This is a genomic window from Streptomyces sp. MAI_2237, from assembly GCF_054189285.1.
Genome location: NZ_JAJPGQ010000009.1, coordinates 661,538 through 674,843, shown reverse-complemented (window position 1 = coordinate 674,843; position 13,306 = coordinate 661,538). Strand labels below are relative to the sequence as shown.

The 13,306-nt window shown below is 70.1% G+C and carries 8 protein-coding genes and 1 pseudogene; 6 read left to right on the top strand and 3 right to left on the bottom strand.

The window, feature by feature from the left end; genetic code table 11:
• Position 1 precedes the first annotated feature (1 nt).
• From LN251_RS38455 to LN251_RS38430, 6 genes are all read left to right on the top strand, one after another.
• Positions 2–1,531, top strand: a complete 1,530-nt coding sequence (locus tag LN251_RS38455; protein WP_458248789.1) for an arabinofuranosidase catalytic domain-containing protein — start codon at positions 2–4, stop codon at positions 1,529–1,531.
• Between the two features lie 94 nt (positions 1,532–1,625).
• Positions 1,626–3,491: an RICIN domain-containing protein gene (locus LN251_RS38450; RefSeq protein ID WP_458248788.1), complete on the top strand. Its 1,866-nt coding sequence runs from the start codon at positions 1,626–1,628 to the stop codon at positions 3,489–3,491.
• 45 nt (positions 3,492–3,536) lie between these two features.
• Positions 3,537–5,945 (top strand): ricin-type beta-trefoil lectin domain protein, encoded by a 2,409-nt coding sequence (locus LN251_RS38445; RefSeq protein WP_458248787.1) that lies wholly within the window; start codon positions 3,537–3,539, stop codon positions 5,943–5,945.
• Positions 5,946–5,978: 33 nt separating this feature from the next.
• Complete coding sequence (locus tag LN251_RS38440; protein ID WP_458248786.1) at positions 5,979–7,961, top strand: alpha-L-fucosidase; 1,983 nt, start codon at positions 5,979–5,981, stop codon at positions 7,959–7,961.
• A gap of 55 nt (positions 7,962–8,016) precedes the next feature.
• A complete protein-coding gene (locus tag LN251_RS38435; RefSeq protein ID WP_458248785.1) occupies positions 8,017–9,354 on the top strand; it encodes a ricin-type beta-trefoil lectin domain protein in 1,338 nt (445 codons plus the stop codon).
• Between the two features lie 139 nt (positions 9,355–9,493).
• Positions 9,494–9,778: a hypothetical protein gene (locus LN251_RS38430; RefSeq protein WP_458248784.1), complete on the top strand. Its 285-nt coding sequence runs from the start codon at positions 9,494–9,496 to the stop codon at positions 9,776–9,778.
• A gap of 21 nt (positions 9,779–9,799) precedes the next feature.
• Here the strand turns inward: LN251_RS38430 and LN251_RS38425 are convergent, their stop codons facing one another.
• From LN251_RS38425 to LN251_RS38415, 3 genes and pseudogenes are all read right to left on the bottom strand, one after another.
• Positions 9,800–10,357, bottom strand: coding sequence for a hypothetical protein (locus tag LN251_RS38425; protein ID WP_458248783.1), 558 nt, complete (start codon positions 10,355–10,357; stop codon positions 9,800–9,802).
• Positions 10,358–10,551: 194 nt separating this feature from the next.
• Positions 10,552–11,601 (bottom strand): annotated as a pseudogene (locus LN251_RS38420) (endo-1,4-beta-xylanase); the annotation flags it as partial.
• Between the two features lie 55 nt (positions 11,602–11,656).
• Positions 11,657–13,264, bottom strand: a complete 1,608-nt coding sequence (locus tag LN251_RS38415; RefSeq protein WP_458248782.1) for a glycoside hydrolase family 43 protein — start codon at positions 13,262–13,264, stop codon at positions 11,657–11,659.
• Positions 13,265–13,306: the final 42 nt, after the last annotated feature.

The following is a 13,306-nucleotide window of genomic DNA, read 5'->3' as shown; positions in this document are numbered from 1 at the left end:
CATGTCCGGATCGGCACTCGACCGCCGACGCGGGCGATTCCCGGCCGTGTTCCTGATCGCCCTGGCGATGGCCCTGGCAGCGCTGGGAACACCGGCGTTCGCCAGGTCACCGGGGCCCGGCACCAGCACCGCCGTCCACACGTCGGCGTCCGCCGCGGACGCGTCGCTGCCGTGCGACCTCTACGCCGCGGGCGGCACGCCGTGCGTGACCGCCCACTCCACGACCAGGGCGCTGTTCACGGCGTACAACGGGCCGCTTTACCAGATCCAGCGGTCCTCCGACCACGCCTACCGCGACATCGGGGTCCTCGCCGCGGGCGGGTACGCCGACGCCGCCTCCCAGGTGTCGTTCTGCGCGGGCACGTCCTGCACGATCACGAAGATCTACGACCAGACCGCCCGGCACAACGACCTGCCGATCTCCTGGGGCGGCTACTGGAAGGGGCCCGGCCCCAACGGCTCCGACGTGGGCGCGGACGCCATGGCCCTGCCGGTGACCGCGGCCGGCCACCAGGTGTTCGGCGTCAAGGTCACCCCCGGTGTCGGCTACCGCCTCGACCACGCGAGCGGCGTGGCCACCGGCTCCCAGCCGGAAGGCATCTACATGGTGACCTCGTCGAACTACACCAACCAGTGGTGCTGCTTCGACTACGGGAGCGGCGAGAACTCCCACACCGACACCGGCAACGCCACCATGAACGCCATCTACTGGGGCAACGCCTGCTGGTTCGGTGGCTGCACGGGCAGTGGGCCGTGGGTCGAGGCCGACCTGGAGAACGGCATGTTCCACACCAACACCGGCTCCAACAAGGACCCGAACAACCAGGGCGTGCACCATCCGTTCGTCAGCGCGTGGCTGAAGAACAACGGCACCACCAACTTCACCCTCAAATACGGCAACGGCGCGAGCGGCGGCCTGACCACCACTTTCTCCGGTCCCCTGCCCAACGGCTACTCGCCGATGAAGGTCGACAGTTCGGTCCTGCTCGGCACCGGGGGCGACAACAGCCCTTCAGGGCAGGGCGAGTTCTTCGAGGGGGCGATGACGGCGGGCTACCCCTCCGACGCCACCGAGAACGCCGTCCAGGCCAGTATCACCGCGGCCGGCTACGGAACGGGAAGCGGTGGGGGCGGCACGACGGGTCCGCTGCGTGCGGTGGGCGCGGGCAAGTGCCTGGAGGTGCCGGGCGGTTCCACCACACCGGGTACGCAGACGCAGATCCGTGACTGCACCGGCGCGGCGAACCAGACCTGGTCCCAGGGCTCCTCCCACGAGCTGACGGTCACGGTCGGCGGCAGTCGCCTGTGCCTGGACGCCTCGGGACAGGGCACCAGCCCCGGCACCAAGGTCATCACCTGGACCTGCAACGGCCAGTCCAACCAGCAGTGGACGCTCCACGCCGACGGCACCCTCACCAGCGACCCGTCCGGACTGTGCCTGGACGTCACCGGCGCCGCCACCGCCAACGGCACCCCCGTACAGCTGTGGACCTGCAACGGCCAGTCCAACCAGCGGTGGTCGCTGAACTGACCCCGTGAGACACCCCCGCTCGACTCCGGGGCGGCATCCCGACGCCGCCCCGGTCAGTCGCCGCGCCGTACGGCGCCGATCATAGGAGGATCACATGAGGACGCGAGCGCGACCCGGCCTCGGCCGTGAATCCCGGCACCGGCATTCCCGGCGTCCGGCACTGGTGGCCGGCGTCGTCCTGGCGCTGGTGTGGGCCCTGCTGTCGACGGCGCCGAGCCAGGCCGCCGCCGCCAAGTCGCTGAGCGTGCACCTGGCGTCGACGCGTGGACCGTCGACGGGCGTCGGGGAGGGATTCCTCTACGGCATCAGCGAGGACGGCAGCCGGCCCGAGGACCGGTTCCTGCAGCCGCTGGGAGTCAACGCCTTCCGCGGCGGCGGCTGGTTCTCCGGCGGCTGGATCAAGGACGGCTACCAGAACGGCCCGGCCACCCGGGCCGACGTCGACTCCATCGTCGCGCAGGCGAAACGACTCACCCGCCCGCCCTACCACGCGCAGTACCAGGTGCTGGTCAGCGACATCTACGGCGCCAACGGCGGCCAGCCGTCGAACACCGGATACCCGTGCGACAACGGCGACTGCTCCAACTGGATCTCCTTCATCGACTCCACGGTGGGCGCGCTGCAGGCCTCAGGGCTGACGTTCGCCTACGACATCTGGAACGAGCCGGACATCTCCGTCTTCTGGACCCGGGGGGTGAACAGCGCCCAGTACTTCCAGATGTGGGACAGCGCCTACCGGGAGATCCGGCGGATCGCCCCCGGCGCGCAGATCGTGGGACCCTCCCTCGCCTTCACCCCGCAGCGCAACCCGGGGGAGTGGCGGACCTGGCTCGCGCACGTGAAGGCCGCCGGAACCGTGCCCGACATGATCACCAACCACAACGAGGGCGACGTCGACGACCCCGTCACCGTCGCGCAGAGCCTCGACGACGCGCTGACCTCGGCGGGGATCGGCCGGCTGCCGTTGTCCTCGAACGAGTACCAGCCGGCCGACCGGCAGAGCGCCGGGGTGACGGCCTGGTACCTGGCGCGGTTCGCGCAGTCCCGCTACACCAACGCGATGCGCGGCAACTGGGTGTGCTGCGTGACCCCGAACCTGACGGGTGTCCTCACCCAGAGCGGGGGCAGCTGGCAGCCGACCGGCAACTGGTGGGCGCTGCGCGACTACGCCGACATGACCGGCACCCTCGCCGACACCTCCGGCCAGGTCGGCTCCACGGCCGTCTCGGCCGCCGAGGACTCCGCGGCCCGGCGCGCGGTCGCCGTCGTCGGCGACTCCGACGGATACACCGGCGCCGCGTCCGTGACCTTCGACGGCCTGTCGTCCGTCCCCTGGCTCTCGAACGCGGGCAGCGTGCACGTCACCGTGCACCGCATCCCGGACCAGGCACCGCTCGGCGCGCCGCAGACCGTGTACGACCAGGACGTGAGCGCCACCGGCGGCTCGGTCACCGTGCCGCTGACCTTCCAGGCCGCGCACGACGCGTTCGCGGTGTACGTGACACCGGCGTCCTCCAGCGGCGGAACCTTCCCGGACGGCAACCGCCAACTCGTCGTGAGCGGGAACGGGTTGTGCCTGGACGTCTACGGCGACTCCGGCAGCCCGGGCGCCGTGATCGACCAGTGGACCTGCAACGGGCAGGGCAACCAGCGCTTCCGGTTCGTGCCGGCCTCGGGCGGCTACGGCGAACTGCGCGCCCAGAACTCCGGGCAGGACGTGGCGGTCGCCGCGAGCTCCACGGCGGCCGGCGTCCCGGACATCGTCCAGCAGACCCCCGGCACCGCGGCGAACGCCCTCTGGCTGCCCGTACGGCAGTCGGACGGCTCGTACGCCTTCCAGAACCGCAACAGCGGCCTGTGCCTGGACGTCTACGGCGCCGGCGGCAACGCGGGACAGCAACTGGACCAGTGGCCGTGCAAGAACGCCCCTGGCACCAACCAGGACTTCACCGTCCGCTGACAGCGCATCCGAACGCGGACCCCACCTGCGAAAGGACCCCCCACCGTGTCAGCACTCAGACGGCTGCTGCGGCGCCTGCGCGCCTCGACGGTCCTGCTCACCGGCCTCGTACTGGCCGCAGGCGGCCTCGTGGGCACGACCGCGGCCCCGGCGCAGGCCGCCACCTCCCTCACCATCGACGGCACCTCCTCGGGCCGGACCTTCGACGGTGTCGGCGCGATCAGCGGCGGAGGCGGCAACAGCAGGCTCCTGATCGACTATCCCGAGCCGCAGCGCGGGCAGATCCTCGACTACCTCTTCAAGCCCGGCTACGGCGCCTCTCTGCAGCTCCTCAAGGCCGAGATCGGCGGCGACACCAACTCCACCTCCGGGGCCGAGCCGAGCCACCAGCACACGCGCTCGGACCTGAACTGCGACCGGGGCTACGAATGGTGGCTGATGGAGCAGGCCAAGGCCCGCAACCCGAACATCAAGCTCTACGGACTCGCCTGGGGCGCGCCGGGATGGATCGGCGGCGGGAACTTCTGGTCCACCGACATGGTCAACTACCTCATCTCGTGGCTGGGTTGTGCCAAGCGGCACGGGCTGGGCATCGACTACCTCGGCGGCTGGAACGAGCGCGGCTACAACGTCTCCTGGTACGAGCAGCTGCGCAGCGCCCTCGACTCCAACGGCTACGGCGGCGTCAAGATCGTCGCCGCCGACTCGGACTGGGCCGTGGCCAACGACGTGAACTCCAACCGCGCGTTCGCCTCCGCGGTGAGCGTCATCGGCACCCACTACCCCTGCGGCTACCGCTCCTCGCAGTCCAACTGCTCGGTGCCCGCCGCCGCCACGTCCTCCGGAAAGCAACTGTGGGCGAGCGAGAACGGCTCGGACGACTACAACGGCGGAGCGACGGCCATGGCCCGCGGCATCAACCGCGGATACATCGACGGCCGGATGACCGCCTATCTCAACTGGCCGGTCGTCGCGGCGATCACCCCGAACCTGCCGTATCCCACCATGGGCCTCGCCCTGGCCTCGCAGCCGTGGTCCGGGCACTACGCGATCGGCAAGAACACCTGGGTCATGGCGCACACCAGCCAGTTCACCGCCCCGGGCTGGCACTACCTCGACTCCGCGAGCGGCTACATCGGCGGCAACCGCAACAACGGCAGCTACGTCTCGCTGAAGTCCACGAACAACTCCGACTACTCCACGGTCATCGAGACGATGGACGCGGGCAGCGCCCAGACGCTCAACTTCGACGTCACCGGAGGGCTGTCCACCGGCACCGTCCACGTGTGGTCGACCGACGTCAACTCCGGCAACTCCGCCGACTACTTCGTGCACACCGCGGACCTCACCCCGTCCGGCAGCGGCTTCAGCCTGACCGTACAGCCCCACCACGTCTACACCCTCACCACCACGATCGGCCAGGGCAAGGGCACCGCCACCGCTCCCGCGCAGGGCGCGATGAGCCTGCCGTACAGCGACTCCTTCGACGGCTACACCACCGGCGGTGAGGCGAAGTACCTCATGGACTGGCAGGGCGCCTTCGAGGTGGCGGGCTGCGGCGGCGGCCGCGCCGGCAAGTGCGTGCGCCAGATGAGCCCCCAGAAACCGATCACCTGGGACGCGCTGTCCGACCCGCACGCCCTCCTCGGCGACGTCGGCTGGAGCAACTACACCGTCTCCTCCGACGTACTGCTCGAACAACCGGGATACGCCGAGCTGCTGGGCCGCGCGGGCGGACAGGACTACAGCAGCACGGGCGGACTGAACGCCTATCACCTGCGGGTCAGCGACACCGGCGCCTGGTCGATCCTGACCTCCCGCACCGACGGCAGCGTCTCCACTCTCGCCCACGGCACGACCACCGCGCTGGGCACCGGCCGATGGCACACCCTCGCCCTGACCTTCTCCGGCACCAGCGTCACCGCCGTGATCGACGGTTCCACCGTCGGCTCCGCCACCGACCGCACCTGGGCCGCCGGACAGGTCGGCTACGCGACCGGTCAGGGCGAGACCGCGCAGTTCGACAACCTGTCCCTGACCCCCGGAAGCGGCGGAAGCGGCGGCGGTACGACCGCGGCCATCGTCGGGGCCGCCTCCGGCCGGTGCGTTGACGTGCCCAACCAGTCGCAGACGCCCGGCACCCAGGTGGAGCTGTGGGACTGCAACGGCGGCGCCAACCAGCAATGGACCAGCACCTCGGCCGGTGAGCTGCGGGTCTACGGCAGCGCCTGCCTGGACGCCGCGGGCAGCGGCACCAGCCCCGGCACCAAGGTCGACATCGCCCCCTGCACCGGCGGCGCCCAGCAGAAGTGGACGCTCGGCGCCGACGGCACGATCACCGGCGCCCAGTCCGGCCTGTGCCTGGACGCCACCGGCGCGGGAACGGCCAACGGCACCTTGCTGGAGCTGTGGACCTGCAACGGCGCCGGCAACCAGAAGTGGACGCGCGACTGACCCCCACCTGTCCCCGACGTCGAGAGGCTCCGCATGACTTCCACCCCCCACCCGATCAGCCGGCGCCGGCTGCTGGCGGTCACCGGCGCCGCCACCGCCTTCGGCCTGCTGCGGTTCGCCCCGCAGGCCGCCGCGACCGACGGCCCCGCGAGCTACACGCCGAGCTGGTCCTCCGTGGACCAACACCCCCCGGCCGCCACGTGGTTCAAGGACGCCAAGTTCGGCATCTACTACCACTGGGGCGTCTTCAGCGTCCCGGCCTTCGGCAACGAGTGGTATCCGCGCAACATGTACATCGGCGGCTCGAACGAGAACAAGCACCACATCGCCACCTACGGCGATCCCTCGGTGTGGCCGTACCGCAACTTCATCGACGGCGCCCGCGACAAGGCCGGCAACTTCGTGCAGTTCGCCCCCAAGCTGGCGTCCCAGGGCGGCAGTTGGGACCCGGACGCCTGGGCCCGGCTGTTCCGGGCGGCGGGCGCCAGATTCGCCGGGCCGGTCGCCGAGCACCACGACGGATTCTCCATGTGGAACAGCCGCGCCAACCCGTGGAACTCCGTCCAGCACGGCCCCCGACTCGACCTCGTCGCCCTGCACGCGCAGGCCATCCGCGGGCAGGGCCTGAAGTTCATGGCCTCCCTGCACCACGCCTACCACTTCAACGGCTTCTACGACCACGTGCCGGCCCAGTCCGACCCCACCTTGCGCATCCTCTACGGACAGCAGGGCTCGGCGGCGGAGAACAAGCTCTGGTACGACAAGCTCGTCGAGGTCATCGACGGCTACCAACCCGACCTGCTCTGGCAGGACTTCGACCTGAACCTGGTGCAGGAGTCCTACCGGCTGCAGTTCCTCGCCCACTACTACAACCAGGCGGTCGCCTGGAACAAGGACGTGGTCGCGACCTACAAGGACGGACTCGACAACAAGGGCGAGGTCTACGACTTCGAGCGCGGCGGCCCGGCGGGACTGCTCACCCCCTACTGGCTGACCGACGACAGCATCTCCTCCTCCAGTTGGTGCTACACCGTCGGCATCGGCTACTACACGACGCAGGCCCTGCTGCACTCCCTGATCGACCGGGTGAGCAAGGGCGGCACCATGCTGCTGAACATCGCCCCCATGGCCGACGGCACCATCCCCTCCGGACAGCAGTCGATCCTGCTGGGCATGGGGGACTGGCTCGGCCGCTTCGGAGAGGCGGTCTACGGCACCCGCTCCTGGTCCAGTTACGGCGAGGGCCCCACGAAGATGGGCGGAGGCTCCTTCAGCGGGCCGGTGGCCGGCAAACCACAGGACGTCCGGTTCACCCGCAGCCAGGACAACAAGGTCCTCTACGCCACCGCGCTGGGCTGGCAGGGCGGGACCATGACCATCACCACGCTGAACAGCAACCAGATCAACCTCAGCAGCCTGACCCGCGCCCAGCTGCTGGGCAAAACCGCCGGCACCTACGTCGACCTGCCCGCCCCCACCCAGGACGCCGCCGGACTGCACCTCGCGATGCCCTCGTCGAATCCGCCGTTCAGCGCGCTGGCGTACACCGTCAAGCTCACCTTCTCCGGCGAGATCCCCGTCCTCGGCGCACCCGGCGGCTCCACGACCTGGGTGAAGATCGCCAACGTCACCAGCGGGCTGGCCCTCGACAGCGGCGGCAGCGTCGCCTCCGGCTCCAACCTCAAGCAGTGGAACTACGACGGCAGCGCCAACCTGCAGTGGCAGCTGATCGACCTCGGCAACGGCTACTACCGGATCATGAACCGCACCAACGGCATGGCGGCCGACAGCTGGGGCAACTCCGCCAACGGCGCTCCCGCACGGCAGGAGGCGTGGAACGGCGGCAACAACCAGCAGTGGTCGCTCAGCAGCCTCGGCGACAACCGCTACCAGATCATCAACCGCGGCACCGGCACCGCCCTCGACGGCGGCGGCACCACCACCGTGGGCTCGACGGCGGTGCTGTGGACGCCGAACTCCAGCACCAACAACGCATGGACCATCACCGGCGTGTGAACCGGCCGCCGACGGACGCGCCCTGCTCATCCTCCGACCACGGAAGTAGGAGTGCATGAAACGCAAACCACTGTTCACGGCCGTCGTGGCCGCGATACTGCTGATCTTCTCGGCCCCAGGTACCTCGTTCGGCAGCGGCCTCGGGGCGGCCGCGCCGGCCAGGAGCACCGCCTCCGTCTCGGCGACCGCCGGCTGCGGCAAGGCCCCGGCCCTGACGAGCGGTACCCACACCCTGCAGAGCGGCGGCCAGACACGCAGTTACATCCTGCGCGTCCCGGCCGGCTACGACAGCAACCACCCCTACCGTCTGATCTTCGGCTTCCACTGGCGGGGCGGCACGGCGGGCGACGTCGACTCGGGCGGCACCGACGGATACAACTGGTCCTACTACGGCCTGCGCCGCCTGGCCGACAGCGCCGGCAACGGCACGATCTTCGTTGGCCCGCAGGGCATCGGCAACGGCTGGGCCAACTCCGGCGGCCAGGACATCGCCTTCGTCGACGCCATGGTCAGCCAGATCGAGGCCGGACTGTGCGTGGACACCACCCAGTTGTTCGCCGCCGGCTTCAGTTACGGCGGTGCCATGTCCTACGCCCTTGCCTGCTCCCGGGCGACGGTCTTCCGCGCGGTCGCCGTCTACTCCGGCGCGAACCTCAGCGGCTGCAACGGCGGCAACCAGCCCATCGCCTACATGGGCCTGCACGGCATCCGGGACAACGTGCTGCCCATCTCCTCGGGGCGGCAACTGCGCGACACCTTCGTCCGGGCGAACGGCTGCACCCCGCAGAACCCGCCCGAGCCGGCCAACGGGAGCCTGACCCACATCATCACCGCCTACTCGGGATGCAAGTCGGGATACCCCGTCGTCTGGGCCGCGTTCGACGGAGCGGGCCACGACCCGGGCCCCATCGACGGCTCCACCGGTGACGGCTGGCGCACCTGGACTTCGGCGGCGGTGTGGCAGTTCTTCACCCAGTTCGGCTCCAACCAGCCGCCGCCGCCCGCCGGCAACCAGGAGATCGTCGGCGACCAGTCGGGACGCTGCCTCGACATCAACAACTCCACGACGGCCAACGGCACGCAGGCCCAGCTGTGGGACTGCAACGGAGGCTCCAACCAACGCTGGACCTACACGACCGGGAAACAGCTCGTCGTCTACGGCAACAAGTGCCTGGGCGTCGGCCAGTCCCCGGGCAGCGGCACCCCCGCCGCGATCTGGGACTGCAGCGGTCAGGCGGACCAGCAGTGGAACGTCAATCCCGACGGCACGATCACGGCCGCCGGGTCGGGCCTGTGCCTGGACGCCAGTGGCCAGGCGACCGCGAACGGGACGAAGATCCAGGTGTGGAGCTGCACGGGCGGCACGAACCAGCGGTGGCACACGTCCGGGTAGGTCCGGCCACCGCGACAAGGATCTCGTCCGACAAGCACATGGCCCCTGACGAGGGACGCACACTCATCCGATGGGGCCATACCCGAACGAAGACGCACCACTTTGCGCGCAGGCGCGTTGCCTCAACATGGACCGCACCGTGACCACCGGAGCCCTCGCCCCAGAGGCCGAGGAAGAGCAGACGTCCTACGGCACACAGACCGCGGCGCCGCAGGAGGATCCGCCGGTCTACGCCGCGCTGCTCAGGGAGTGGCGGGCACGCGACCGCACGGTCCCGGGGGTCCGGGACCCCCGGTGGATGCTGCTCACGGCCATCAGTCCCACGGTCACGGCGCAGTTCCCCGGGCCGCCGCGCGCGGGCCGCTGGGAACGCGCCGCCGAGCTGCCGGCCAGGCATCGTACCGACAAGCTGCCGGCAGGCTGACACCGCCGGACGGCCACGAGGTCAGGGCGCTGCCCCGGCCCGCGTCGCGGCCTGGCTGCGTGCGACGGCCGGGTCGGAGGGGAGACGGCCTTCGGCCGCCGGCGCTCCGCACGTGGGGCATCTGCGTCTCGTGCGGGCTTGCGCGGAGAGCCGTCCGAGGGCCAGTTGCAGGGCCAGTTCCACCGCGGCCGGCACGAAGAGCGCGCCGGTGCCGTTGGGCGGGACCAGCCAGCGCAGACGCCCGACGGTGCGGTTCGGCGCGGGCACCGCGATCCAGGCGCCCTTGCCCGAATAGCGGATGCCCGAACCGATCCAGCGGCCCGCCGGGTCGGGCGGCAGGAAGAAGGCCACCCGGCGGGCGCAGGCGTCCTCCAGTGCCGGGCCGGGTGGCTGCGGGATGCTCAGCAGAGCGTCCAGCGCCGGCATGGCCAGTTCCTCCGGCACGCTCAGTACGTCCCAGAACCGGCCGCAGGCCAGAACCGCGATGCCCAACTCGTCGTGCCACTGGCGCTTGCACTCGCGTGGGTCTGTGGCAGCGGCCGCGAGCCACTCCGTGGCCTGCCGCATGGCGGTCCGCATGGTTGTCCTCCGGGTTTCTCTGCCCGCGCACGCGGGCGGACGTCCTCCACGCAGCCGGGGCGGCCAGGCCCGGCACATTCATGCTGGTAGAGATATGCACCAGGCGGAAGGGGTGGCGGACCATGGCGAATTGTTCCCGAATGTTCGCTCCCCGATCGAGCGGATGTCGTGCTCCCCTTTCAGCCTCAGCCGGAGGTGCGGGCGGCGGCCGCCGGAGTGCCGCCCAGCGCGGTCAGCGCGGCGTTGTAGGCGGGTTTCTTGCTGCCGTTGGAGGCGAACAGGAGGGGGTTGTCGCCGCTGCGCCAGGAGTCGCTGTCGCGGATGCCCCAGACGGTGATGCCGGTGCAGCGGGCCGTGTTCATGCAGGCCTTGACGGTGTTGGTGTAGGCGGAGGGTGAGGCCTGGGCGATGTCGAGTTCGGTGATCTGGACGTCGACGCCGAGGGCGGCGAAGTTGGACAGGGTGGTCTGGAAGGAGGCGGGCGGTCCGCCGGTGCCGAAGTGGGACTGGAAGCCGACGCAGTCGATGGGCACGCCGCGGGACTTGAAGTCGCGGACCATGCGGTAGACGCCCTGGGTCTTGGCGTCGGACCAGTTCTCGATGTTGTAGTCGTTGTAGCAGAGCTTGGCGGCGGGGTCGGCGTTCCGTGCGGCGCGGAAGGCTTCCTCGATGAAGCCGTTGCCGAGCACGTTCTGGAAGACCGAGGAGCGGTGCTGGCCGCTGCCGCCGTCGGCGAAGGCCTCGTTGACCACGTCCCAGGCGTAGATCCTGCCCTTGAAGTGGTTCATCTCGGTGGTGATGTGGTTGTTCATCACGCTGCGCAGGGTGTTCGCGTCGGTGATGGAGCTGACCCAGCTGGGCAGTTGGGAGTGCCAGACCAGGGTGTGGCCGCGCATGCGCTGGCCGTGCGCGGCGGCGTGGCTGACGATCTGGTCGGCCGGTCCGAAGTTGAAGCTGCCGCGGGAGCGTTCGGTGGTGTCCCACTTCATCTCGTTCTCGGGCGTGATCATGTTGAACTCGCGGTCCAGGATGCCGGAGTACGTGGAGTCGCCCAGCCTTCCGGCGGCCACGGCGGTGCCGAAGTAGCGGCCGGACTGGGCGGCTTGGGCGCCGAGAGTGGAGGCCCGAAGGGCGTCGGGGGCGTCGGGGGTGGCGCTCGCGGCGCCCGGGGTGACCACGGCGGCCAGGGCCAGCAAGGACAACACCGAGGCGTGGCGACGGCCGAGCCGTTTCAGCGGGTTCATGTTTCTCCTCGTACGGTCGGGTGGGGGGTTGCGTGGTGCGTCGGATCGGACGGGATCAGGGCGTCGACAGCTCGAACCGCAGGACGCGGACCGCGCCGCCGAGCGTCTGCGTGGCGTGGTTGAACAGGGCGAATCGGTATCCCATGAAGAAGCGCCAGTCGTTGCCCATCGAGAACGCGGGCCCGAGCCGGATGAAGGTGCTGCCGTCGGTGCTGTAGGAGAAGGTTCCGGGGCGGGCCGAGCCGGGGCGGATGTCGGCGGTCGCGCGCAGCCAGACGCGGTCTCCTGAGACGGCGGTGCTCGCGAGTTCGGTGCCGGTGCCGGTGGTGTTCCAGTTGCCGTCCATGGTCAGTCCGCCGGTCATCGCCAGCCGGGTCACCCCGCCGTCGCGCTTGAGGCCGATCCACGCGGAGGAGTCGCGCAGCAGCGCGAGCCCGGCCCGGTCGCCGTCCCGCATCGCCGAGTGGTCGATCTGGACCGTGGCCGTGGAGGTGGGACCCTGGATGCGGTGCGTGAGCGTGTTGCGCGCCCAGTACAGGTCATTGGTGACGGTCGCGGTGCGCAGGGTCAGGCCGTTGCCCACGGACCACTTGGTGTCGTCCGGGTTGTGGTTCCATTCCCAGGCCGGCCCCAGGGTCGTGCCGTCGAAGGTGTCCACGCCGGTCATGGGGGTGAGCCGGCGGGGTGGGGCGGGCACGGCCGGCCCGGGGTAGGAGGTTCCCCAGGCGCCGTCGACGAGTTGGACCTGTGGCCAGCCGTCGGCGGTCCAGGTGATCGGCGCGAGGACGGGCATCCGGCCGCCGGGGTAGGCGTCCACGAAGGCCATGTAGTACCAGGCGCCGCCCTGTGTCCGCACGAGCCCGCCCTGGTGCGGCACGCCGCCGCCGGGGATCGGCCCTCGCAGGTCCAGGAGGACCTGCCGCATCGTGTACGGACCGAAGGGGCCGCTCGACGACTTCAGGATGTACTGGCCGTTGGCGGGGCGGGTCACGAAGATGTAGTACTGCCCGTCGATCTTGTAGAAGCGGGAGCCCTCGAGGGTGCCGACGCTGGACGGCGTGGTGAACACCTGCTGCGTGCGGACCTGATTGCGGCCGTCGGGCGACAACTGGGCCACGCTGATGGTGGTGTTGCCGTACGCCACGTACAGGGAGTCGTCGGTGTCGACGAGCAGACCCGCGTCGTAGTACGGGGTGCTGATCGTGGTCAGGCGGTTCCAGGGACCCTCGACGGCGGTGGCGGTGTAGAGGTAGGTCTTGGCGAAGTCGATCTGGCCGAGCCAGTAGAACGTCCTGTTGCTCGGGCGGTAGGCCAGTGACGACGCCCAGACGCCCCGCACGTAGCCCCGGGCGCCGTTCAGGTCGTACTTGGCGCCGAAGTCCAGTCTGGGCACAGAGTGACCTGCGATCTCCCAGTTCATCAGGTCGTACGAGCGCAGGACGGGTGCGCCCGGCGAGTAGTGCATCGTCGAGGCCGAGGCGTAGTAGGTGCCGCCGACGCGGATGACGTCGATGTCCGCGAAGTCCTGCCATATCACCGGGTTCGTGTACGACGCGGCAGCGCTCGCCGAGGTGGAGGCGGACGCGCGGGAGGCGCCGGAGAGCGGAAGGGCCATGCCGGTGACCAGGCCGGTGGTGAGGGCCAGTGCCCGACGACGCGGCATCGACTGATGAGGACATGACAGATCCATGGACGCAGCACTCCC